Source organism: Schumannella sp. 10F1B-5-1, from assembly GCF_006517535.1.
Classification (GTDB): domain Bacteria; phylum Actinomycetota; class Actinomycetes; order Actinomycetales; family Microbacteriaceae; genus Schumannella.
The window spans coordinates 125737-149579 of record NZ_VHQH01000002.1 but is presented as its reverse complement, the minus strand read 5'-3'; the positions used below and the strand labels follow the sequence as shown (position 1 = coordinate 149579).

Sequence of the window (23843 nt, the reverse complement as noted above, 5' to 3'; positions counted from 1 at the left end):
GGTCAGTGTCCCGATCGAGCCCGAGGGCTCAGAACGGGGTCTCGTCGTTGTAGGAGCCGGGCGTGTTCCACACGTCCTGGCCGCCGCCGTTTCCGCCGCCGTTGCCGCCGGAGCTCTGCTGGCCCCACGGCTCGTCGGCCACGGCGCCCTGCGAACCGCCACGGCCGCCGCCGCCACCCGGTGCACGGGTGACCTGCGCGGTCGCGTAGCGGAGGCTCGGGCCGATCTCGTCGACCTCGAGCTCGATGGCGGTGCGCTTGTTGCCGTCGCGGTCGTCGTAGGAGCGCTGCTTGAGGCGGCCCTGCGCGATGACGCGGCTGCCCTTGGTCAGCGATCCGGCGACGTGCTCGGCGAACTCACGCCAGCAGGAGGCCCGGAGGAACAGGGCCTCGCCGTCCTTCCACTCGTTCGACGCGCGGTCGAACGTGCGGGGGGTGCTGGCGATCGTGAAGTTCGCCACGGCGAGCCCGCTCTGCGTGTAGCGCAGCTCGGGGTCGGCCGTCAGGTTGCCGACCACCGTGATGATCGTGTCCCCAGCCACGGCTTACTCGGCGTCCTTCTTGGCGGCCTTCGCCGCGGGCTTGGCGGCCGGCTTCGAGGCGGGCTTCGCCTCGGCCTTGTCGTCCGCCTTCGGGGCCTCCGACTTGCCCGACGCGGCCTTGCGCGCGGCGCGCTTGTCGTCCTCGGCCTTGACGGCGGCGGCACGGGCCACGGCCTCCTCGGCACGCAGCACCTTGGTGCGCAGGACGGCCTCGCTGAGCTTCAGCTGGCGGTCGAGCTCGAGCGTCGAGGCGCTCGTCGCGGTGAAGTTGACGACGGCGTAGATGCCCTCGCTCTTCTTCTGGATCTCGTACGCCAGGCGGCGACGACCCCAGATGTCGACGTTGTCGATCGTGCCACCGTCGTTGCGGATGACATTGAGGAACTTGTCGAGGCTGGGAGCCACGGTGCGCTCGTCGATCGCAGGATCGAGGATCACCATCAACTCGTACTGATGCGTCATTCACCCACCTCCTCTGGTCTGGAACGGCCGCAGACGATCTGCGGCAGGAGGGTTCATGCATCGCACCCGGGAATCGGCATGGGCCGGCCGGGCAACCTCGCAAGCATAGCCGCTCAGGGGCGGGATGACCACCACTCCCGCAGACGGGCTTCCGCCGCATCCGCTCCCAGAGGGCCGTTGTCGAGACGCAGCTCGAGCAGATAGCGGTAGGCCTCGCCGACCTCGCGCCCCGGGGCGATGCCGAGGATGCCCATGATCTGCTCGCCGTCGAGGTCGGGGCGCACCGCATCCAGCTCCTCCTGCTGCTGCAGGTCGGCGATGCGCTGCTCGAGGTCGTCGTAGGCGAACGAGAGGCGGTCGGCCTTGCGCACGTTGCGGGTGGTGACGTCGGCGCGCACCAGGATGTGCAGCCACTCGAGCACCGGCCCGGCGTCGCGCACGTAGCGGCGCACGGCCGAGTCGGTCCAGGCGCCGTCGGTGTAGCCGAAGAAGCGCAGGTGCAGCCGGATCAGCTCGGCCACGGGCTTCACCACATCGGAGGGGAGGCGCAGCTCGCGCATCCGCTTCGTCGCCAGCTTCGCGCCGACGACGTCGTGGTGGTGGAAGCTGACGGCGCCGCCCGGCTCGAACTGGCGGGTCGCGGGCTTGCCGATGTCGTGCAGCAGCGCGGCGAGGCGCACGATCAGCGTGGGCGCGTGGCCGCGCGAGCGCTCGAGGTCGATGGCCTGCTCGAGCACGGTGAGGCTGTGCTCGTAGACGTCCTTGTGGTGGGCGTGCTCATCCTGCTCGAGGCGCAGCGCCGGGATCTCGGGCAGCACGATCTCGGCCAGGCCGGTGTCGACGAGCAGCCGGATGCCGCGCACCGGCGCCGGGGCGAGCAGCAGCTTGGTGATCTCGTCGCCGATGCGCTCGGCCGAGACGATCGCGAGGCGGTCGGCCATGCGCTCCATCGCGGCGACGGCCTCGGCGTCGACGTCGAACCCGATCTGGGCCGAGAAGCGGGCGCCGCGCAGCATGCGCAGCGGGTCGTCGCCGAACGAGACCTCGGGCGAGCCGGGGGTGCGCAGTCGCGCGGCCATGAGGTCGTCGACGCCGCCCCACGGGTCGACGAGCTGCCGCTGCGGCAGGCGCAGGGCCATGGCGTTGACGGCGAAGTCGCGGCGCTCGAGGTCGGCCTCGAGGCTGTCGCCGAACGCGACCTCGGGCTTGCGGGTCTCGTGGTCGTAGACGTCGCTGCGGTAGGTGGTGACCTCGACGGTCTGGTCGCCGATGCGGGCGCCGATCGTGCCGAAGGCGCGCCCGATGTCCCACTGGGCGTCGCTGATCGGGGTGACGATCTCGAGGATGCGGTCGGGTCGTGCATCCGTCGTGAAGTCGAGGTCGGTGAGCGGGCGGTCGAGGAAGGCGTCGCGCACCGGGCCGCCGACGAGGGCGAGCTCGCGGCCGGCGTCGGCGAAGGCCTGCGCCAGGCGGGCGACGGCGGGGGACTCGGCGAGGGCGTCGAGTCGGGCGACGGCGGCCGCGACGTTCTGCATGGCATCCAGGGTAGGCGGGCGGCGGGGGCGGCATGCGCGGCCGGCGTCGCCCGGACGCACGCGCCCTGCCCCGCCGACCGGCGCCCGGACTCCCGCGCCCGACAGCGGCCCCGCGCTCCCAGGTGGCGCCCACGCCACGCCCTAGACTGACGCGCATGGTGGCCGCCCGGTACTGGAGCGCGCCCGCGTGCCCCTGACCCGCCCGCGGCGCGCCGAGATCACGACGACGGATCCGGCCCGACTCCGCGGCCCGCGCTCGGTCGTCGGCCGCACCGCACGCCTCACCATCCGCCGCGCCGCCCGCGCCGCGTCGCACTCCGCGGCCGTGCTCGGCGCCGCCGCTCTCCTCATCGGCTCGGGCTTCGCCCTGCAGTCGGCGCCCGCCTCGGCCGCCGACGCGACCCCGGGCGGCGAGTCCGACGCGACGGCCCAGTCGATCAGGGGCCCCGACACCGCGGTCGGCGTCGACGGCCGGGTCGCCGTCGCGACGATCCTGCCGCTCACGGTGCCGACCGGCTACGACGGCCTCATCCCCTCCGACGACCTCGCCGACCTCACCGCCGACGACGGACTGCTGACCCGCGAGCTGGATGCGGTGGCCGGCCGGCCGGTCGCGCTCGGCATCGATCCGCGGCTGATCGCGTCGATCCGCGTGCTCGGCGGCGCCGCGCCGGCCTCGGCTCGCGCATGGCTGACCCGGCTGCAGGGCGTGAGCAACGAGACCTTCGCCCTGCGCTACGCCGACGCCGACCCGGTCGGCCCGGGTCAGGCCGGCGCGGCCGCATCGCTCGCGCCGCTCGGCTTCGACTTCGCGATCGACGACAGCCGCTTCGGCGACCCGCTGCCCGCGGCGTCGCCCTCCGCCACCCCGTCGGGCACCGCCTCCGGCACCCCGTCGAGCGGCACCTCGTCGACTCCGGGCTCGAGCGGCGGCACCGGCAACGGCTCCGGATCCGGTGCCAGCGGCCCGCCCTCCGATGACGCATCGGGCGGCGCATCCACGAGCCCGTCCGACCCGCCGTCGACGCCCTCGGGCGCCCTGCCGCCGCTGCCGACCACGGTCGACGAGGTGCTGGCCTGGGAGTACAGCCTGCCGACGATCGCCTGGCCGGCCGAGAACACGGTCGTCGCCGCCGACCTGCCGCGCCTGCAGGCCGCCGGCGACGAGGCCGTGCTGCTCGGCGACGAGAACGTCAGCACCCCCGATGCCACGCACCTGAGCTTCGACGGGCTCCAGATCGCCGGCCTCACAATCGACACCGGGCTCAGCGCGGCGGTGCGCGCCGCCGCCACGACCGACCAGAGCGACTACTCCGTCGTCGATCAGGAGGTGCAGTCGGCGGCCGCCGCGGGCGGCTCGGCCGTGCGGGTGGTCGCGCTCGGCCGCCCGAGCGGCACCGCCGACCAGACCGTCGACGCGCTGGATGCGGCGCTCACCCACCTCTTCGCGGTCGCGAACGCCGTTCCGCTGTCGACCGCGCTCGGCGAGACGGCCGAGCCGAGCGGCGTCGTGGATCACCCCGAGGACGCGACGCGGCTCGCCGCGATCTCGGCACTCCTGACCGCCGAGCAGCAGGAGACCCGCTTCGCGGTCGTCGCCGCCGACGGTCCACTCGCGATCACCGCTCCGCGGCGGCTCGATCTGCTGAGCACGCTCTCGACCGGATGGGTGGCCTCGCGCTCGTGGGCCGGCGCCGTGAGCGACTTCCAGACCGCATCCGCCAAGCTCCTCGACGGCGTGCAGCTGACCCAGGGCAGCGACCTCGTCGCGCTCGGCGCGAGCGCCCCGCTGCCGATGACCGTGCAGAACTCGCTCGATGTGCCGATCGTGGTCTACGCCCGCGCCCGCCCGCTCAGCCCGGTGCTCTCGATCGACTCCGGCGACCAGCCGATCAAGGTCGAGGTGCCGGCCGGCGCGACCGAGACCGTGCGAATCCCGGCGCAGGCGATCACGAACGGCAGCGTGCAGGTCGTGCTGAGTCTCACGGCGACCGACGGCTCGAGCGTGGGGCAGCAGCGGCGCATCCACGTCGAGGTGCAGGCCGGCTGGGAGACCGTCGGCACGGCCGTCGTGGCGATCGGCGCGATCGGCGTCTTCGGATTCGGGATCGTGCGCAACATCCTGAAGCGCCGTCGCCGGCTCGCGGGCGAGGTCGACGAGGAGGACGCCGCCAACGCGCCGCTCCCCGGCCAGGAGGACGGGCCCGCCGACGTGGATGCGCGTGCCGCCGCCGAGGGCTCGGCGTCCGGCTCGCCCGTCGACGCCCGCCACCACGACGACGAGGGTCTCGCCGGCGGCGCCGACGCCCGCGACCCGAAGGCCCAGGACTGACCGGATGACCGACCCGACCCCCGGCGAGACGCCGATCGCCCAGCCCACGGCGGCGGATGCGACGGCGACCGCACCGGAGGCGCGCGCGGCGGCGTCGGCGGGCGCGCCCCGCGCCAGCATCGGCCGGGCCAGCATGATGCTGGCCGGCGGCACCCTCGTCTCGCGGGCGCTCGGTTTCATCAACCTCGGCCTGCTCAGCGCCGTGATCGGCACCGTCGGCATCGGCGCCAATGCGTTCACCGTCGCCAACGGACTGCCGAACCAGATCTACCTGCTGATCGCCGGCGGCCTCCTCAGCGCGGTGCTCGTGCCGCAGATCGTCAAGTCGGCGCTGCACGACGACGGCGGCCAGGGCTATGTGAACCGGCTCGTGACCCTCGGCCTGACCGGCTTCCTCGGCGTCACCATCCTCGCCACCGTCGGGGCGCCCGTGCTGGTGCGCGTGTTCGCGAACGCGAACGGCCAGCTCGCCGGCGCGGGGCTCGAGCTGGCGACCGTGTTCGCCTACCTCTGCCTGCCGCAGATCTTCTTCTACGCGATGTACAGCCTGCTCGGCGAGGTGCTCAACGCGCGCGGCGTCTTCGGCCCCTTCGCCTGGGCGCCGATCGTCAACAACGTCATCGCGATCGCCGGTCTGATCGTCTTCGCGGTGCTCTACGGCATCGATCCCGCGCACCGCGATCCGGCGACGTGGGACGCGCAGAAGATCCTCGTGCTCGGCGGCACGACCACACTCGGGGTCGCCCTGCAGGCGCTCACGCTGTGCCTGTTCTGGCGCCGCACCGGGTTGCGGTTCCGCCCCGACTTCCGCTGGCGCGGGATGGGCCTCGGCGCCACGGGCAAGATCGTGGGCTGGACCTTCGGCATGCTGCTGATCAGCCAGGGCTCCGGCATCGTGCAGAACCAGATCGCGACCCTCGCCGACTCCGACGACGCCTCGGTGGCCGCCATCCGCGTCGCCTGGACGATCTTCGTGCTGCCGCACTCGCTCATCGCCCTGTCGATCGCCACGCCCTACTTCACGCGGATGAGCGCCCACTCCCGCGACGGCGACCTGGTCTCGCTGCGCAGCGATCTCAGCGGGGCGCTGCGCTCGGTGGGGCTGCTGATCGCCGGCGCGGCCGTCGTGTTCGCGACCGCCGCCGTCCCGCTCATCAACGTCTTCAGCCACACCGCGCCGCACGCGCTGCCGCAGACCTCGCTCGTGCTGCTCGCCTACCTCGCCGGGCTCGTGCCGTTCAGCGCGCTGTTCCTGGTGCAGCGCGCGTTCTTCGCGCTGAGCGACACCCGCACGCCGTTCTTCATCCAGCTGCTGCAGGCGGCCGTGTTCACGGTCGGGGCGCTGTTCCTCATCGGCGGCCCGAGCGACAGGCTGGCCGTCGGCATCGCGCTGTGGACGTCGATCTCGATCGTCGTGCAGCTGATCGTGTCGATCGTGGTGCTGCGCCGTCGCCTCGGCGGCTTCGACGGTCGGCGACTCGCACGGCGCTACGGCGTCTTCCTGCTCTGCACGATCCCGGCTGGCGCGGTGGGGCTCCTGATGCTGTGGGTGCTCGGCGGCTGGGGCGTCGTCGACGGCTCCGACTGGGGGTTCGCCGTCGCGGGGCGGGTCGAGTCGATCCTCGCCGCCGCCGCCATCGCCGCGGCCGCCGGCATCGTCTACGTGGCCGCGGTGATCATCGCGCGCGTGCCCGAAGTGCACGAGCTGCGCGCCCCGCTGGGCCGCCTGCTGCGCCGCGGCTGAGCCTCCCGTCACACGTCCAGGGCCGGGAACATCCCGCACGTACGATGTGTTGCACGACTCGACACCGCGAATCCGGTGCCGGAAACGAAAGGGACTGCGCGATGCGCCAGCTCATCATCATCGGCTCGGGGCCGGCCGGCTACACCGCCGCGATCTACGCCGCCCGCGCCAACCTCAAGCCCCTCGTCGTGGCGAGCTCGGTCGAGTTCGGCGGCGAGCTGATGAAGACCACCGAGGTCGAGAACTTTCCCGGCTTCCCCGACGGCATCATGGGCCCCGACCTCATGATGAAAATGCAGGCGCAGGCCGAGAAGTTCGGCGCCGAGATCGTCTACGACGACGTCACCAAGCTCGAGCTCGACGGCGATGTCAAGCGCGTCACCCTCGGTGACGGCAGCGTGCACGAGTCGCTAGCCCTGATCTACGCGACCGGCTCGGCGTACCGAAAGCTCGGCCTCGACGACGAGACGCGCCTCTCGGGCTACGGCGTCTCGTGGTGCGCCACCTGCGACGGCGCCTTCTTCAAGCAGAAGCACGTCGCCGTGGTCGGCGGCGGCGACTCCGCGCTCGAGGAGGCCACCTTCCTCACGCGCTTCGCCGACAAGGTCTCGCTCATCCACCGCCGCGACTCGCTGCGCGCCTCGGCCGCCATGCAGGAGCGCGCCAAGAACGACCCCAAGATCGAGTTCCTCTGGAACAAGGAGGTCACCGCGGTGCTCGGCGACGACAAGGTCGCGGGCGTGGGGCTCACCGACACGGTCGACGGCACCGAGTCGGCGCTCGACCTGAGCGGCCTCTTCGTCGCGATCGGCGCCGACCCGCGCACGCACCTCGTGCACGGCCAGCTCGACCTGACCGCCGAGGGCAACATCTGGGTCGAGGGCCGCAGCTCGAAGACCAGCCAGAAGGGCGTGTTCGCCGCCGGCGACGTCGTCGACCCCACCTACAAGCAGGCCATCACCGCGGCCGGCTCCGGCACGGTCGCCGCGCTCGACGCCGAGCACTTCCTCGCCTCGCTGCCGAAAGGCGTGATCGCTGAGGCCACGGGCGCCGAGGCTCCGGCCGAGATGGCCGACCAGATCGGCGCCAGCGCCTGATGATCCGTGGATGCGCGGCTCGCGCATCCACTCGCACCGAACAACTTCACGAGAAACAGACCGAAGGAGACAAGATGTCCGCCGCCAAGGATGTGACCGACGCCACGTTCGCCGACGAGGTGCTCGCCAGCGAGAAGCCGATCATGGTCGACTTCTGGGCCGAGTGGTGCGGCCCGTGTCGCGCCGTCTCGCCGATCCTCGACAAGATCGCCGAGGAGAACGCCGACAAGCTCTCGATCGTCAAGATCGACGTCGACAACAACCCCGAGACCGCCATGAAGTACGGCATCACCTCGATCCCGGCGATGAAGGTCTTCAAGAACGGCGAGGTCGTCAAGACCGTCATCGGCGCCAAGCCGAAGCCGGCGCTCGAGGCCGACCTGGCCGAGTTCCTGGCCTGAGCCGCCGGCTCGGCGGGACTGGCGCCGCGGCTTGAGGCCGTAGCCGATTCCCACGTCGTGGCCCCGTTCCCCTCCTCGGGGGACGGGGCTTCGTCGTTCCCCCGACTACCCTGGACGGACGACAGAACGGACCTCCATGACCGGCAACGCGAACCAGGGCACCAATCTCGACCCGTGGTACGGCTCCTACGCCGCACGCACGGCCGGCCTCGCCGCGAGCGAGGTGCGAGCTCTGTTCGCCGTCGCCAGCCGCCCCGAGGTGGTCTCGCTGGCGGGCGGCATGCCCTTCGTCTCCGCTCTGCCGACCGAGCTGCTCACCGCGGCCGTCGAGCGCACCGTGCGTGAGCGCGCCGGTGTCGCCCTGCAGTACGGCTCGGGGCAGGGGATGCCGCAGCTGCGCGAGCAGATCCTCGACGTCATGGCGCTGGAGGGCATCCGGGCCGGTGTCGACGACGTCGTCGTCACGACGGGGTCGCAGCACGCGCTCGAGCTGCTGGCGAAGCTGTTCCTCGACCTGGGCGACGTCGTGATCGCCGAGGGCCCGAGCTACGTGACCGCGATCACGGTCTTCAAGTCGTTCCAGGGCGAGGTCGTGCACGCGACCATGGATGACGGCGGGCTGAACCCGCAGGCCCTGCGCGAGACGATCGCGCGGGTGCGCGCCGAGGGCCGCACGATCAAGTTCCTCTACACGGTCCCCTCGTTCCACAACCCCATGGGCGTCACCCTGAGCTGGGAGCGCCGCATGGAGGTGCTCGAGATCTGCCGCTCCGAGGGCATCCTCGTCGTCGAGGACAACCCCTACGGTCTGCTCTACTTCGACCAGCCCGCCCCGCAGGCCATGCGCTCGGTCGAGGAGGACGGGGTCATCTACCTCGGTACCTTCTCGAAGACCCTCGCCCCGGGCATGCGCGTCGGCTGGGCGGTCGCGCCCCACGCCATCCGCGAGAAGCTCGTGCTCGCCAACGAGGCGGCCGTGCTCTCGCCCGGCACCTTCGGGCAGACGGTCGTGTCGGAGTACCTGGCCTCGGCCGACTGGCGCGGTCAGATCGACACCTTCCGCGGCGTCTATCGCGAGCGCCGGGATGCGATGCTCTCGGCTCTGCAGGAGCACCTGCCCTCGCTGAGCTGGACGACCCCGAGCGGCGGCTTCTACGTCTGGCTCACGCTGCCCGAGCAGCTCGACTCGAAGGCGATGCTGCCGCGCGCCGTCAAGGAGCTCGTGGCCTACACGCCGGGCACGGCGTTCTATGCCGACGGGGGAGGACGCAACGCCATGCGGCTGTCGTTCTGCTACCCGACGCCCGACTTCATCCGCGAGGGCATCCGCCGTCTCGCGAACGTGATCAACGGCGAGCTCTCGCTGGTCAGCGAGTTCTCGAAGACCGGACCGCTCACGGTTCGTCCCGGTGTGGACTCCGACCGCGTGCTGCCCCCGAACATCGGTTAGGGATCTCTCTCATGGCTTCCGCACTGCCTCGCGTCGTCGTGCTCGCCGGCGGCATCTCGCACGAACGCGACGTCTCGCTGCGCTCCGGCCGTCAGGTCGCCGACGCCCTCAAGGGTCACGGCGTCGAGGTCGAGCTGGTCGACCCGGATGCGGGACTCCTCGGCCGACTGCGCTCCGACCGGCCCGACGTCGTGTGGCCGGCCCTGCACGGGGCGAGCGGAGAAGACGGCGCGCTGCGCGGGCTCCTGGAGTTCCTCGGCGTGCCCTTCGTCGGCGCGCAGGCCGAGGCCGCTCGCCTCGCCTGGAACAAGCCGACCGCGAAGACCCTCGTCGCGCGTGCCGGCGTCGCGACGCCGCGGTCGATCACCCTGCCCCGGGATGCGTTCCGCGAGCTCGGCGCCGATGCGGTGTTCGCCGCGATCGCCGACGAGCTCACCCCGCCGGTCGTCGTGAAGCCCGCGCAGGGCGGCTCGGCCCAGGGCGTCACGATCGTCGAGGATGCGGCGGGCCTGCCCCGCGCGATGGTCGACGCCTACACCTACGGCGATGTCGCGCTCGTCGAGCAGCGCATCACCGGCACCGAGATCGCCGTCGGCGTGATCGACACCGGCGACGGACCCGTGGCGCTGCCCGCGGTCGAGATCCAGCCGCTCAGCGGGGTCTACAGCTTCGAGGCGCGCTACAACGCGGGAGAGACGCGCTTCTTCACGCCCGCGCGCATCGACGACGACGTGGCGGCACGTGCCGCGGAGGCGGCGGTGACCGCTCATCGCGAGCTCGGTCTGCGCCACCTCTCCCGCGTCGACCTCATCGTCGACGGTGCGGGCACGCCGTGGTTCCTCGAGGCCAACGTGCTGCCGGGGCTCACCGAGACGTCGCTGCTGCCGCAGGCGCTCGAGGCGGCCGGTCACGACCTGGGCTGGGTCTACACCGCGCTGGCCGAGGCCGCGGTCGCCGACGCCGCGCGCTGATCGCGTCGGCCGGTGCCGCACTCGCGGCTGCCGGGTCACTCCGCCGCGAAAAGCAACTCTGAACTGGGGTTATTCCGCTAGCGGAATCCGTTCTGCCCGAGCTCGGCGAGGATGCGGTTGAGGTCGCCGACCGTGGCGAAGTCGATGACGATCTGGCCCTTGCTGCGGCCGAGGCTCACCTTCACGCGGGTGTTCAGCCGATCACCGAGCGACTCGGCGATCTCGTCGAGCCCGCCCTGGTGGCGACCGGCGTTGGGTCGCGCGGCGCGGGTCTTCTTCGGGCTCGTGTCGCCGGCGAGCTGCTCGGCGGCGCGCACCGAGAGCTCCTGGTCGACGATCTTGTCGGCGAGCTTGAGCATCGCCTCCGGCTCACCGGCCGACAGGATGGCGCGGGCGTGGCCCGCGCTCAGCACGCCGGCAGCGACGCGGCTCTGCACGGACTCGGGCAGGCGCAGCAGGCGCAGCGTGTTCGAGATCTGCGGACGAGAGCGTCCGATGCGCTCGGCGAGCTGCTCCTGGGTGATTCCGAAGTCGGAGAGCAGCTGCTGGTAGGCCGAGGCCTCTTCGAGCGGATTCAGCTGGGCGCGGTGCAGGTTCTCGAGCAGCGCATCCCGCAGCATGTCCTCGTCGGCGGTGTCGCGCACGATCGCCGGGATGCTGTCGCGACCCGAGGCCTTGGTCGCCCGCAGTCGACGCTCGCCCATGATGAGCTCGTACTGCGGTTCGCCCGGCGCCGCCTTCGCGCGCGGACGCACGACGATCGGCTGCAGCACGCCGAACTCGCGCACCGAGGTGATGAGCTCGTTGAGCTCCTCTTCGCGGAACTCGGTGCGGGGCTGCACCGCGTTGGGCACGATGTCGTCGGGGGAGAGGGAGAGCAGACGCGCTCCCGGAACGGCGAGCAGCTCCTCGTCGGCCTCCTTCGCCGGTGCGGCTTGCGGAAAGAAGACGTCGACCGGGCGGTCCTCGCCCGAGCCGGTGGGGATGAGCGCGCCGATGCCGCGCCCCAGTCCCGTGCGCTTGGTCGCCATCAGTTCTCCCCTCGGCGCGGTTCGCCGCGCAACGCGATCTCGCCGGCGGCCTCGCGGTACGACAGCGATCCGGCGGAGTTCAGGTCGTAGCCGACCACCGTCTGCCCGTAGCTCGGCGCCTCCGAGATGCGCACCGACCGCGGGATGAGCGACTCGAGCACCTGGTCCGGGAAGTGCTCGCGCACCTCCTCGACCACCTGGTTGGCCAGGTTGGTGCGGGAGTCGTACATGGTGAGCAGGATCGTGGAGACGACGAGCTCGGGATTCAGGTGACGGCCGACGAGCTTGATGTTGTCGAGCAGCTGGCTGAGGCCCTCGAGCGCGTAGTACTCGCACTGGATCGGGATGAGCACCTCGCGCGCCGCGACGAAGGCGTTGATCGTGAGGAGGCCGAGCGAGGGCGGACAGTCGATGAAGACGAAGTCGATCGGCTGGTCGACCTCCTCGAAGTAGTCGGTGATCGCGCCACGGAGCCGCTGCTCGCGCGCGACGAGGCTCACGAGCTCGATCTCGGCGCCGGCGAGGTGGATCGTGGCGGGCACGCAGAGCAGGTTCGGCGACTCCGGGCTCGGCTGCACGACGTCGTCGATCGGCGCCTCGTTGATCAGCACGTCGTAGACGCTCGGGGTGTCCGCGCGGTGATCGACGCCGAGCGCGGTCGATGCATTGCCCTGGGGGTCGAGGTCGATGACCAGCACGCGCATCCCGGCGCGGGCCAGCGCGGCCGCGAGGTTCACGGTCGTGGTCGTCTTGCCGACGCCGCCCTTCTGGTTTGCAACGGTGAAGATGCGCGGACGGTCGGGCTTCGGCAGCACCTGCTCGCTGAGCGCGATGCGGCGACGGGTCAGGTCAGCGATCTCGCGGGCGAGCGGAGTCGATGCTCCGTAGTCGGGGGAGCTGGTGTCGGAAGGACTCACCGGCGCTCTCGGCCTCCTCGGAACAGTTCAGACGGACGGTGTTTCACGTGAAACATCGTCCATCGAGCCTGTCTTCTCGGGGGAGATGCGGGGTGAAACACAGAACCGGCGGAGACGGGATGCGCCTCGCGCCGGGCTCAGACCACTGTAGCCCGAAAGACCCGCGTGACCTCGGCCACATCCCCAGCCCCGAGCTCGAGAACCTCGACGTCGGAGAGCCCGGCTTTGCGGATCTGCTTCTGCGCGGCGTCGATCTCATCGTGCACGCGCGCTCCCTTGAGGAAGACCAGCTGACCACCCGAGGCCAGCAGAGGACGGGTGATCGGGATGAGCTTCGAGAGCGCGCTCACCGCGCGGGCGGTGACCTGGCCCAGCTCGAGCTCGCGGCCGACCTCCTCCGACCGGGCGCGCACGACCTCGACGTTGTCGAGACCGAGCCGCTCGCTCTCCGCGCGCAGCCAGTCGGTGCGTCGCTCCATCGGCTCGATGAGCACCATCGTGACATCGGGTCGCGCGATCGCGAGCACCAGTCCCGGGAGGCCGGCGCCGCTGCCGATGTCGCCGACCCGGCCGGGCCGCAGCAGGGGAGCCACCACGACCGAGTTCAGGATGTGGCGGGTCCAGATGCGGGGGAGCTCGATCGGGCCGATCAGTCCCAGCTCCTCGCCACGCGCGATCAGCTCCGCCGTGAACGACCGCGCCAGGTGGATGCGATCGCCGAACAGCCGGGCGGCCGACTCCGGCTCGACCTCGGGAGTGACGTCGGTCGGCGAAGCGGGGGAGTCGGTCATCGGTTCTCGCATTTCGGTGGATGCGCGGGTCCGCGCCGACTCGAGGCTACCCGCCTGTCCGGGGAGCTCGGCGTGGCGGGAGAGAGACGCCCCCGCTGGCGGCGATCGCGGAGAGCGGGTCCTGCCGTTTCACGTGAAACATCTGCGGTGCGAGGTCACGCTCGCCGAGTCGCGGTGCGCGGCCTGGGGAGGATCTGGAGGTGAACCGGCTCTGCCCGATCCGCGAAGGCTCCTCCCGTGCGCGTCAGCCAGGGCGCCGCGCAGATGCCTTCCGTTTCACGTGAAACATCGCTCGGAGCCGCAGAGCTTCAGCGGCTCGCACCAGCGCACGGCGTCCACCGATCGATCCATCGGTGCCGCCACCGTCCGTCACGCCGCGCGGTCTCGGGCCTCATCGGTCAGCACTTTCAACGAGATCCGATGTGTCACGTGAAACATCGCGTCGGCGCCGGTCCGCCCATCGCCCCCGTCACCGACGACCCACCGTCAGCGATGTACGCAACTCAGCAAGATCCGCCGTGGTCGACCGGAGCCGGGTGGTGTGGGTGACCCATGCTGAGTTGCGGTGCGCACGCCGCCTGGTCGGTTGCAGCGCGGACGCTTCCTGGTCACTTGCGGCGGCGCCTGGTCAGTTGGGACGCAGTCAGGTGAATCGCGGCGCTGTGCAACGGGCCGACGATTCCGGTTGCCGTGCCGTGTCGCAGGTCGCCAATCGCGTCGATGCCGTGGCCGGGTGTCGGCACCGATCACTCACACGAACGTCTGGCCTTTAGGGCTTGGGCTGATCTCGACCGCTCGATGTGCGCGCGTTCGCGACGAGGATCTGCCGGGTCGCGCGGATCGGGCGCGGGCGGGCATCCACCCCGCTGATCGCATCGGCTTCGGAAGCGCGTGGCAGCCTCACCCGACCACATGCTCGGTGCGGTGATCGCGCGCCATCCCTGACTGCGCCGGGCGAAGTCGACACCAGAAGGTTGGGGAGTCGGATTCATCGCGCTGCTCGAGGGCATGCCGATCGGCGTCCGGGAGATCACCGCACGCGACTTGGCTCCGCAGCGCGCGGTCGTGTCCGGCTCTTGGCCGACGCGGCCGCAGCCGGGGAGTGGATTCGGAACCGAGATGCGCCGGGTGATCCTGATGTTCGCCGCCGATCGAATGCGACCTCCGCCGGAAACGGCGCGGTCGAGTGGAATGCGGCGTCGCTGGCTGCCTCGCGCCGGTGCGGCTACCGCGAAGTCCGGAGTCGGAAGTCGCACGACCAGACGCGTGGTCGCGATGGTGCCGACCGGAATGGGAGCGGGGATCACATCGCCGGCCATCCACGATTCGGATGATGTGCGCACGCAGCCCACATTCCGAGCGACTCGACCTACGCAGCGGAGATCGAGCGCCGACCCACCACTGCCAGGGTCATTCGACCCGACTGGATCCCGCGCGTGATCGATGCCGAGGCCGCACGCTCGTACCCCCGGGCGTGACCGATCCGTGCGCCGGGCGAAATCACTCCGCTTGTCACGCAGAGAACCCACTCGGTCGACCGCGGGGAGAGCACACCACAACGGGCGAGCCGTTCTATCCACGTCGCAACTCAGCACGGATCGCTCGCCGCGACCGGGGCCGGTCACCTGGCGCGGCTCATGCTGAATTGCGAACACGCGCGCAGCCACGGCCAGCGACCACCCGACGGCGCCGCCAGAGTCATCACCAGCGCCACGAGCCGCCCGATTCCTCGAGACCAGGCCAGAAAATACGTCGCTCAGACCCGGTCAGGTGCGCCGAATCGACCGGGAGGATCGTTCCTGACGAGCTGGACGGCCCTCACGAGCGCCGATCGAGGGCCCGCAGAACACCCGGCCCGTCAGGATCGATCCTGAGCGCGCGCCGCCGACGGCATCCAGACCCCCGACAACGACGAACGGGGCGATGTTTCACGTGAAACATCGCCCCGGAGGCGTCGACCCCGCTCGAGCGCGGGGGAGTGGATCGACCGGATCAGGCCTTGCGGATCACCGTGTGACGATCGCGGCCCTCGCCCTCCGACTCGGAGGTGAAGCCGCGCTCGCCCACGAGGTCGTGCACGAGCTTGCGCTCGTAACTCGACATCGGAGGCAGCGACGCCGAAGCCGCACCGCCTTCGATGCGGGCGACCGCTGCATCCACGAGGGCGCTCAGCTCGTCGGCGCGCGCATCGCGCGATCCGCCGATGTCGAGGATGAGGCGCGAGAAGCGTCCGGTGCGGTTCTGCACCGCGAGACGCGTGAGCTCCTGCAGCGCGGTCACGGTGTCGGGCTTCGACAGCGTGTTCAGCGCGTCGGCCTCCTCCGAGCTGACGGAGAGGTAGGCGCGGCCGGCGCGCACATCGATGTCGAGGTCGCCGTCGAGGTCGGCGATGTCGAGCAGCTCCTCGATGTAGTCGGCGGCGATGTCGCCCTCTTCGACCAGCTGCTGCTCCAGCTCGGCGCCGGTGGCGACGACCTCACCCGTCGAGGTCGGCTCCTGCACGGTGGTCTTCTCGTCGGTCATCGCTTCGCTCCGCCGCTCTTCTTCGCTCGGGCCTTGCCCACCGGCTGCTGCCGCTGGGTGGTGGTCTTCTTGGTCTCTTCGGCGGCCGCCTCCTCGAGGGCCGCGGCGTCGTCGCCCATCTTGCGACGGGCCTTCTTCGCCAGGCGCGCCTCACGGGCCAGGGCCGCCTCGCTGCCGGGAGTGGGCATGTTCCGGATGACGAGGAACTGCTGCACCATCGTCCAGATGTTCGAGGTGAGCCAGTAGAACATGACGCCGATGGGGAAGGCGAAGCCCGAGAACGCAAAGACCAGCGGCAGGATGTACAGCAGGATGCGCTGCTGCCGGTACATCGGGCTCTCCTTCATCTCCGGCGACTGGTTCTTCGCCATGATCTGAAGCTGGGTGACGAACTGCGAGGCGGTCATGATGACGACCATCACCGCGGCGATGATCACGACGACCCAGTTGACCGGGTTCGCCTCGAGCGACGACTGGATGCTGAAGCGCAGGGGAGCGATGCCGAACAGCGACGCGCTGCCGAACTGCTCCGAGAGCTGCTGGGTCAGGAGGCCCACGCCGGCCTTGAACGACCCGTCGGGCTGCGGCTTCGCCTCGTTCAGCACCGAGAACAGGCTGAAGAAGATCGGCATCTGGATCAGCAGGGGCAGACACGACGAGAACGGCGAGGTGCCGGCCTTGCGGTAGAGCTCCATCGTCTCGCGCTGCATGGCCTCGCGAGAGAACTGGTCCTTCTTGCCCTTGTACTTGTCCTGGATCTTCTTGAGCTGCGGCGCGACCTCGAGCATCTTGCGCTGGCTCTTGATCTGACGGACGAAGATCGGGATGAGCAGGGCGCGCACGAGCAGCACGAGGCCGACGATCGAGAGCACCCAGGTCAGTCCCGCGGCCGGGTCGAGGCCGAAGACCTCCGACAGCAGCCAGTGGAACCCGACCAGGATCGCCTCGATCACCCATTTGATGGGTGTCAGCAGCGTCTGGAAGAAGGAGCCGATGTCCATGGGGGAGGTCAGGCCTTTCCTGTGTCCGCGACGACGAAACCGAAGCGGGTGATGCGGTAGCGGGGTGCGGTGAAGTGACCGGGCACGTCGTCGACGCCTCCGGCAGCCCACGGGTGGCAGCGGGCGATGCGCTTCGATCCGAGCCAGACGCCGCGGATGACGCCGTGACGCTGGATCGCCTCGAGAGCGTAAGCCGAGCAGCTGGGGTAATACCGGCAGACCTGACCGTAGAGCGGCGAGATCACGGCCCGGTAGACGCGCAGGATCACCACGCAGACGTTGCGCGGCAGCAGGAGCGCCGAGGTCAGCATCCGGTTCATGACGGGATCAGCCGCTCGACCAGCACGCCGCGCATGTCGTCGCGCAGCGTCGCCCAGTCCTGCTCGGCCGCTCCGGGGAGAGCCCGCACGACGATGTCGCCGCCACGGGCGCCCTCGTCGACGAGTTCCCGCCCGATCGCACGGAACCGCCGTCGCAGCCTATTGCGGTGCACGGCGGTTCCGATGGCCCGGGAGATGATGAACCCGAACCGAGCAGGATGATCGGCTCCGAGCTCGATGCGGTGGTACACCGCGATCGGCGTCGTCGTCCGGCGGCCCCGTCGCACAGCCCGACGGAATTCGTCGGCGGTGATGACGCGGTTGGGCCGGGCGAGCACGGAGTCGACCGGGGAGGTCTTACGCGCTGAGCTCGCTGCGACCCTTGCGACGGCGGTTCGCGAGGATCGCGCGGCCGGCGCGGGTGCGCATGCGCAGACGGAAGCCGTGCACCTTGGCGCGGCGGCGGTTGTTCGGCTGGAAGGTTCGCTTGCTCATAGTCGTATCTCCGTTGCCCGGCGAGGCGGGCCGGGAAGAAAGGGAACAGCCCCGATTCGGGCTGAAGTCAACTGATTAAAGATAGGTCGTCGCCCACCTTCGGTCAAACGGGCTCCGGGACAACCCTTCATCATGGGCCTGAGCGCGAACTGACACTGGCAGCGACACACCCTCGGGTTCTAGGGTGATCCGAGTCGCCCGGCCCGAGGTCGCGACCGTCCCCGCGTTTCCACAGTACGGGCCAACCGTGGATAATCCTGTGGATAACCATGCCCTGCGACGGCTCTCGCCCACGATCCGCGAGCCCGCAGCCGGCATCCGCAGCGTGAAAGGCACCATGTCCGACATCGATCCCACCCTCCAGCTCTGGCGCGCCGTGCGGGAGCACCTGGAGGAGGATCACCGGATCACGCCGCAGCTGCACGGCTTCCTCAACCTGGTCGAGCCGAAGGGCGTGCTCGCCGGCACCGTCTATCTCGAGGTGCCCAACGACCTGACCCGCAGCATGCTCGAGCAGCGCATCCGGGTGCCCCTGCTCGAGGCGCTCTCGAGCGTCGAGGTGGATGGCGCCGACGAGGTCTCGAACTTCGCGATCGTCGTGAACCCCGAGATCACGACCGAGGTGCTCAAGCCGGTCAGCCCGGTGGAGCGCGCCGAGCGCGAGCCGCGGCATTCGTCGGAGATCACGGTCACCGAGACGGGGCGTCGCTCCGACAGCCGCCTCAACCCGAAGTACAACTTCGACAACTTCGTGATCGGCGGCTCGAACCGCTTCGCGCACGCGGCCGCGGTCGCCGTGGCCGAGGCGCCGGCGAAGGCGTACAACCCGCTCTTCATCTACGGCGACTCGGGTCTGGGCAAGACGCACCTGCTGCACGCCATCGGCCACTACGCCGAGAACCTCTACCAGGGCATCCGGGTGCGCTATGTGAGCTCGGAGGAGTTCACGAACGACTTCATCAACTCGATCGCGAACAACCGGTCGTCGCAGTTCCAGTCGCGCTACCGCGAGATCGACATCCTGCTGATCGACGACATCCAGTTCCTGCAGCGCGCGGTGGAGACGCAGGAGGCGTTCTTCCACACCTTCAACACGCTGCACGACCACTCGAAGCAGGTGGTGATCACGAGCGATGTGGCGCCGAAGCACCTGACCGGCTTCGAGGACCGCATGCGCTCGCGCTTCGAGTGGGGTCTGATCACGGATGTGCAGGTGCCCGACCGCGAGACCCGCATCGCGATCCTGCGCAAGAAGGCGCAGAGCGAGCGGCTGCAGGTGCCTGACGAGATCCTGGAGTACATGGCGACGAAGGTGTCGTCGAACATCCGCGAGCTCGAGGGCACGCTCATCCGCGTGACCGCGTTCGCGTCGCTCAATAAGACGCCGATCGACCTGCAGCTGGTGCAGACGGTGCTCAAGGACCTGATCACCCTCGACGAGGACAACGTGATCTCGCCGGTCGACATCATCAACAACACCGCCGACTACTTCAAGCTCTCGGTCGACGACCTCTACGGCTCGAGCAGGTCTCAGGCCATCGCGACCGCACGCCAGATCGCGATGTACCTGTGCCGCGAGCTGACGAGCCTGTCGCTGCCGAAGATCGGGCAGCTGTTCGGCAACCGCGATCACACGACCGTCATGTACGCGAACAAGAAGATCAGCGAGCTCATGAAGGAGCGCCGCTCGATCTACAACCAGGTCACCGAGCTGACGAACCGCATCAAGCAGGAGCAGCGCTACAAGATCTGAGTGGATGCGCGCTGCAGTGTCCGCCCCCCGAAGACGGGGTTAACGCTCACAGTGTGGAACGCCTGTGGATAACTGTGGACAACTGACCCCGAGGATGTGAGCCGAATGGGTCATCCTGTGGACGAAGCACCGACCACCCCGAACTCGTCCACACCCGGGATCAGTGCTCTCGACAGTCGACTCACAACTTCCACGCGTGTAGTTCCCCGAAGAACACGGCTCTCCACCGAGTTATCCACATTCTCCACAGCTGTTAATAAGACGACAGAGACAGATCTGGGATTCGCGAATCCACAACCTCTCCGTTCCGGCGTCGCCGCCGCGCGGCCCGGCAGAGCTCGAACGCCCTCTTCCGTGACTCCCACAGGTCGTGAGCGTCGCTCTTTGTGACAGGATCGCTCTGCAAGATCCACCGAACACCGTCATCCGGGACAGGGAGAGCCGCTCGTGAAGTTCCAGGTCAACCGCGACGTGTTCGCCGAGGCGGTCTCGTTCGCGGTCAAGCTGCTCCCGCAGCGCACGACCCAGCCGATCCTGAGCGGTGTGCTGCTCAGCGCCGAGGACGGCGCCCTCACGCTCTCGTCGTTCGACTACGAGGTGTCGTCGCAGACCGAGATCCCCGCCGAGGTCGACGAGGCCGGCACCGCGCTCGTCTCCGGTCGTCTGCTCGCCGACATCGCGAGCCGCCTGCCCAATGCGCCCGTCGTGTTCGAGAAGGTCGACAACAAGATCGCGGTCACCTGCGGCTCCGCGCGCTTCACCCTGCTGAGCATGCCGGTCGAGGAGTACCCGACCCTGCCGCAGGTCAGCGAGCAGACCGGCGTGCTGCCGGCCGACGACTTCGCCGCCGCCGTCGCGCAGGTGGCCGTGGCCGCGTCCCGCGACGATGTCACCCCGGTCATCACCGGCGTGCAGCTCGAGGTCGGCGACAACTCGCTCTCGCTCGTGGCCACCGACCGCTACCGTGTGGCGATCCGCGCGATCGACTGGGATTCGGGTCAGTCGTCGGCCGAGGGCGTCACCGCCCTGGTCCCGGCGCGCACCCTCTCCGAGATCGGCAAGACCTTCGGCCACGCCGGCACCGTCTCGGTGTCGATCGTGCGCGGCGAGGACCGCGAGCTCATCGCCTTCAGCAGCGAGAAGCGCACCGTCACCTCGCTGCTGATCAAGGGCAACTTCCCGCCCGTGCGCCGCCTGTTCCCCGAGACGGTCGACAACTACGCCGTGCTCAACACCGCCGAGCTGGTGGATGCGGTGCGCCGCGTCGCACTCGTGCTCGAGCGCGAGGCGGCCCTGCGCTTCAGTTTCTCGATCGACGGTCTCACCCTCGAGGCCGCCGGCGCCGAGCAGGCTCAGGCCTCCGAGTCGATCGACGCCCACCTGCACGGCGAGGACACGGTCGTGTCGCTCAAGCCGTCGTTCCTGCTGGATGCGCTGAGCGCCGTGCACTCGGAGTTCGTGCGCGTGTCGTTCACGAAGACCGAGAACCCGAACAAGCCGGGTCCGGTGCTCATCACGAGCCAGTCGTCGAAGGACCAGCCGGGCAGCGACGACTACAAGTACCTGCTGCAGCCGAACCTGCTGCTGCGCTGAGCCGGGTCTCGCCCGGCATCCACCCCATCCGGAGCGACCCGCGCTGACCCGGTCGGGCCGGCGGAGCCACTCATCGACCTCGGCGGGAGACCCCCGCCAGCTAGGAGCGCATGATGCACATCGGACTCGTCGGCCTCGGCAAGATGGGCGGCAACATGCGCGAGCGGCTGCGCCGCGGCGGAGTCGAGGTCACGGGCTACGATCCGAACCCCGAGGTCACCGACGTGCCCGACCTGCCCGCGCTCATGGCGGCGGTTCCGACGCCGCGCCTGATCTGGGTCATGGTGCCCTCGGGCGCGGTCACCGACAAGGTCGTCTCCGACCTCGTCGCCGTGATGGATGAGGGCGACCTGCTGATCGACGGCGGCAACTCGCGCTTCGTCGACGACTCCCGGCACGCGGCCGAGGCGGCGACCCGCGGCATCCGCTACGCCGACTGCGGCGTCTCGGGCGGCATCTGGGGTCTCGACAACGGCTACGGACTCATGGCCGGCGGCGAGAAGGCCGACATCGAGTTCGCGATGCCCGTCTTCGACGCGCTGCGGCCCGAGGGTCCGCGCGAGGAGGGCTTCGTGCACGCGGGCCCGATCGGCGCCGGGCACTACGCGAAGATGGTGCACAACGGCATCGAGTACGCGCAGATGCAGGCGCTCGCCGAGGGCTACGAGCTGCTCGCCGCGCGCGACGACCTCATCCACGACGTCACCGGCGTCTTCTCGGCCTGGCAGCGCGGCACGGTCGTGCGCAGCTGGCTGCTCGACCTGCTGGTGAAGGCGCTGCGCGAGGACCCGGGTCTGGATGACATCGAGGGCTTCGTCGAGGATTCGGGCGAGGGCCGCTGGACCGTGCAGGAGGCGCTCGATCACGCGGTGCCGATGCCGGCGATCTCGGCGTCGATCTTCGCGCGCTTCGTGTCGCGCCAGGAGGACTCGCCGTCGATGAAGGCGGTCGCGGCGCTGCGCAAGCAGTTCGGCGGCCACGCGGTGCGCTCGGCGTGATCCCGATGCCGGCGGGGTCGGCGTGATCGTCTCGCATCTGCAGCTCACCGACTTCCGCAACTACGCGGAGGCGGAGGTGCAGCTGCACCCGGGTCCGAATCTGCTCGTCGGCCGCAACGGCCAGGGCAAGACGAACCTGGTCGAGGCGATCGGATACCTGGCCACGCTCGGCTCGCATCGGGTGTCGTCGGATGCGGCGCTCGTGCGCAGCGGACGCGAGGCCGCGATCGTGCGCACCCGGCTGCAGCACGGCGACCGCAGCCTGCTGGTCGAGCTGCAGATCAACAAGGCGGGGGCGAACCGCGCCCAGGTGAACCGGGCGCCGGCGAAGACGCGCGACCTGCCGCGGCACGTCGCGACCGTGCTGTTCGCTCCCGAGGACCTCGCGCTCGTGCGCGGCGAGCCCTCGGGCCGCCGCCGGATGCTCGATCAGCTGCTGACCCAGCTGACCCCGCGGCTCGCGGGCGTCGTCGCCGACTACGAGCGCGTGCTGCGTCAGCGCAACACCCTGCTGAAGACGGCGCGCGCCGCCGCCCGCGGCGGCGACCTCTCGACCCTCGATGTGTGGGACGAGCGGCTCGTCGCCCTCGGCGCCGAGCTCATCGTCGCCCGCCTCGAGCTGGTCGAGCGCCTGCGTCCCTTCGTCGCCGACGCGTACAAGGCGATCGCCGGCGACGAGCACCAGGCCGATCTCGGGATGCGGATGAGCGTCTACGGTGCGTCCCCCGATGACGACGACCCGACCTCGGCGGCCGACGGCGAGCACCGCGCCGAGAGCATCGAGGCGGTCGCGGCCGCGTTCCGCGAGAGTCTCGGCCGCCTCCGGCGGCAGGAGATCGACCGCGGGGTCACGCTGGCCGGGCCGCATCGCGACGATCTCGTGCTCGAGCTCAACGGCCTTCCGGCGCGCGGCTACGCGAGTCACGGCGAGAGCTGGTCGTTCGCGCTCGCGCTCAAGCTCGCGGCCGCGGGCATCCTGCGCGTCGAATCGCCCACCGGCGACCCGGTCGTGATCCTCGACGACGTCTTCGCCGAGCTCGACGAGACGCGGCGCGCGCGCCTCGCCGCCGCGATCGGCGACTTCGAGCAGGTGCTGATCACGGCCGCGGTCGAGGGCGACGTGCCGGTCGAGCTCGCGCAGAACGTGCTGCGCATCCGCGCCGGGCAGGTGGTCGACGAGTGAGCGACGAGCCTCGCGGCCCAGGGCCGGACGCCGCGCCCGCGGCTCCGCCCGCGAGTGACGCGACCGCCGACTCCGCCGCCGACCAGCCCGCCCACGTGCAGGTCTACCTGCGCATCCGGGCTGCCATGGGCGAGCGCAAGCCCGGGCGCGACGCCCGACGCCGCGCCCGCCGCTCCGAGGACACGACGACCGTGCCGTTCGGTCCCGGGCGCGACCCGAAGGGCATCGACGAGGTGCTTGATCGGCTCACGACGCAGCTCGGCTGGGAGTCGCCGCTGGCCCGCAGCGAGCTCATGATCGACTGGCCCGGCATCGTCGGCGCCGACACGGCGCAGCACTCCGAGCCGGTCGGCGTGGAGGAGGGCACGCTCACCGTGCGCTGCGATTCCACGGCCTGGGCGAAGCAGCTCGGGCTCATGCGATCGTCGATCGTGGCGGCCATCGAGGACCGGCATCCGCTGTCGGGCGTGAGCGCAGTGCGGATTCTGGGGCCCGACACCCCCTCGTGGAAACACGGCCCCAGAGCCGTTCCAGGCCGCGGCCCGCGCGATACCTACGGCTGAGAAGGCAAATCCGGTCTCTGGATGCGGAAAAGGCGCTCAGAACGCCGTTTCCGCCGGTCGGAGAGGGGTCGCTGCGATAGACTGGCGGGGTCTTCGGATCCCGTCGTGAACCGACCCGATCCTCCTCCAGAGCACTGGGAGA

General features: G+C 70.3%; 22 protein-coding genes. 11 read left to right on the top strand and 11 right to left on the bottom strand.

Translation table 11 applies throughout. The features are described 5' to 3' along the window. Positions 1–28: 28 nt before the first annotated feature. From FJ658_RS02285 to FJ658_RS02275, 3 genes are all read right to left on the bottom strand, one after another. Entirely contained in the window at positions 29–541 is a 513-nt protein-coding gene (locus FJ658_RS02285; protein ID WP_141143767.1) for a single-stranded DNA-binding protein, read from the bottom strand. Between the two features lie 3 nt (positions 542–544). Beyond that, positions 545–1003 (bottom strand): 30S ribosomal protein S6, encoded by a 459-nt coding sequence (rpsF, locus tag FJ658_RS02280; RefSeq protein WP_141143766.1) that lies wholly within the window; start codon positions 1001–1003, stop codon positions 545–547. Positions 1004–1116: 113 nt separating this feature from the next. Next, on the bottom strand, positions 1117–2538 hold the full coding sequence (locus tag FJ658_RS02275) for a CCA tRNA nucleotidyltransferase (protein WP_141143765.1): 1422 nt from the start codon (positions 2536–2538) through the stop codon (positions 1117–1119). 187 nt (positions 2539–2725) lie between these two features. Between FJ658_RS02275 and FJ658_RS02270 the strand changes: the two genes are divergently transcribed. From FJ658_RS02270 to FJ658_RS02245, 6 genes are all read left to right on the top strand, one after another. Further along, a complete protein-coding gene (locus FJ658_RS02270) occupies positions 2726–4870 on the top strand; it encodes a DUF6049 family protein (protein ID WP_141143764.1) in 2145 nt (714 codons plus the stop codon). A 4-nt stretch (positions 4871–4874) separates the two neighbouring features. Continuing rightward, entirely contained in the window at positions 4875–6614 is a 1740-nt protein-coding gene (murJ, locus tag FJ658_RS02265) for a murein biosynthesis integral membrane protein MurJ (RefSeq protein ID WP_141143763.1), read from the top strand. A 101-nt stretch (positions 6615–6715) separates the two neighbouring features. Continuing rightward, positions 6716–7711, top strand: coding sequence for a thioredoxin-disulfide reductase (gene trxB, locus FJ658_RS02260; protein WP_141143762.1), 996 nt, complete (start codon positions 6716–6718; stop codon positions 7709–7711). A gap of 74 nt (positions 7712–7785) precedes the next feature. Continuing rightward, complete coding sequence (gene trxA, locus FJ658_RS02255; RefSeq protein ID WP_141143761.1) at positions 7786–8112, top strand: thioredoxin; 327 nt, start codon at positions 7786–7788, stop codon at positions 8110–8112. Between the two features lie 136 nt (positions 8113–8248). Then, positions 8249–9562, top strand: coding sequence for a PLP-dependent aminotransferase family protein (locus FJ658_RS02250; RefSeq protein ID WP_141143760.1), 1314 nt, complete (start codon positions 8249–8251; stop codon positions 9560–9562). An 11-nt stretch (positions 9563–9573) separates the two neighbouring features. After that, a complete protein-coding gene (locus FJ658_RS02245; RefSeq protein WP_141143759.1) occupies positions 9574–10533 on the top strand; it encodes a D-alanine--D-alanine ligase in 960 nt (319 codons plus the stop codon). 77 nt (positions 10534–10610) lie between these two features. Here the strand turns inward: FJ658_RS02245 and FJ658_RS02240 are convergent, their stop codons facing one another. From FJ658_RS02240 to rpmH, 8 genes are all read right to left on the bottom strand, one after another. Next, positions 10611–11564 carry a ParB/RepB/Spo0J family partition protein gene (locus FJ658_RS02240; protein WP_141143758.1) on the bottom strand — a complete coding sequence of 318 codons (954 nt, stop codon included), beginning with the start codon at positions 11562–11564 and terminating at the stop codon, positions 10611–10613. Continuing rightward, positions 11564–12481: a ParA family protein gene (locus FJ658_RS02235; RefSeq protein ID WP_141143757.1), complete on the bottom strand. Its 918-nt coding sequence runs from the start codon at positions 12479–12481 to the stop codon at positions 11564–11566. The genes FJ658_RS02240 and FJ658_RS02235 overlap by 1 nt, the downstream gene beginning before the upstream one ends. Before the next feature lie 137 nt (positions 12482–12618). Continuing rightward, positions 12619–13272: a 16S rRNA (guanine(527)-N(7))-methyltransferase RsmG gene (rsmG, locus tag FJ658_RS02230; RefSeq protein WP_141143756.1), complete on the bottom strand. Its 654-nt coding sequence runs from the start codon at positions 13270–13272 to the stop codon at positions 12619–12621. 1992 nt (positions 13273–15264) lie between these two features. Continuing rightward, positions 15265–15795 carry a R3H domain-containing nucleic acid-binding protein gene (locus FJ658_RS02225; protein ID WP_141143755.1) on the bottom strand — a complete coding sequence of 177 codons (531 nt, stop codon included), beginning with the start codon at positions 15793–15795 and terminating at the stop codon, positions 15265–15267. After that, positions 15792–16796, bottom strand: coding sequence for a membrane protein insertase YidC (gene yidC / locus FJ658_RS02220; protein WP_141143754.1), 1005 nt, complete (start codon positions 16794–16796; stop codon positions 15792–15794). Before yidC ends, FJ658_RS02225 begins: the two co-directional genes overlap by 4 nt. 8 nt (positions 16797–16804) lie before the next feature. Next, on the bottom strand, positions 16805–17116 hold the full coding sequence (gene yidD, locus FJ658_RS02215; protein WP_141143753.1) for a membrane protein insertion efficiency factor YidD: 312 nt from the start codon (positions 17114–17116) through the stop codon (positions 16805–16807). Next, positions 17113–17403 carry a ribonuclease P protein component gene (locus FJ658_RS02210; protein WP_370454746.1) on the bottom strand — a complete coding sequence of 97 codons (291 nt, stop codon included), beginning with the start codon at positions 17401–17403 and terminating at the stop codon, positions 17113–17115. Before FJ658_RS02210 ends, yidD begins: the two co-directional genes overlap by 4 nt. 70 nt (positions 17404–17473) lie before the next feature. Further along, positions 17474–17611, bottom strand: a complete 138-nt coding sequence (rpmH, locus tag FJ658_RS02205) for a 50S ribosomal protein L34 (protein WP_141143751.1) — start codon at positions 17609–17611, stop codon at positions 17474–17476. Positions 17612–17948: 337 nt separating this feature from the next. Between rpmH and dnaA the strand changes: the two genes are divergently transcribed. The 5 genes from dnaA (at position 17949) to FJ658_RS02180 (ending at position 23701) form a co-directional block, all read left to right on the top strand. Then, positions 17949–19364: a chromosomal replication initiator protein DnaA gene (gene dnaA / locus FJ658_RS02200; protein ID WP_141143750.1), complete on the top strand. Its 1416-nt coding sequence runs from the start codon at positions 17949–17951 to the stop codon at positions 19362–19364. Between the two features lie 447 nt (positions 19365–19811). Continuing rightward, entirely contained in the window at positions 19812–20957 is a 1146-nt protein-coding gene (dnaN, locus tag FJ658_RS02195; RefSeq protein WP_141143749.1) for a DNA polymerase III subunit beta, read from the top strand. A 113-nt stretch (positions 20958–21070) separates the two neighbouring features. Continuing rightward, the gene (gene gnd / locus FJ658_RS02190) at positions 21071–21955 is read left to right on the top strand and encodes a phosphogluconate dehydrogenase (NAD(+)-dependent, decarboxylating) (protein WP_141143748.1); all 885 of its coding nucleotides are present in this window, start codon (positions 21071–21073) and stop codon (positions 21953–21955) included. Between the two features lie 22 nt (positions 21956–21977). Continuing rightward, positions 21978–23138, top strand: coding sequence for a DNA replication/repair protein RecF (gene recF, locus FJ658_RS02185; protein ID WP_141143747.1), 1161 nt, complete (start codon positions 21978–21980; stop codon positions 23136–23138). After that, complete coding sequence (locus FJ658_RS02180) at positions 23135–23701, top strand: DUF721 domain-containing protein (RefSeq protein ID WP_255447509.1); 567 nt, start codon at positions 23135–23137, stop codon at positions 23699–23701. Before recF ends, FJ658_RS02180 begins: the two co-directional genes overlap by 4 nt. The last annotated feature ends 142 nt before the right edge of the window (positions 23702–23843 follow it).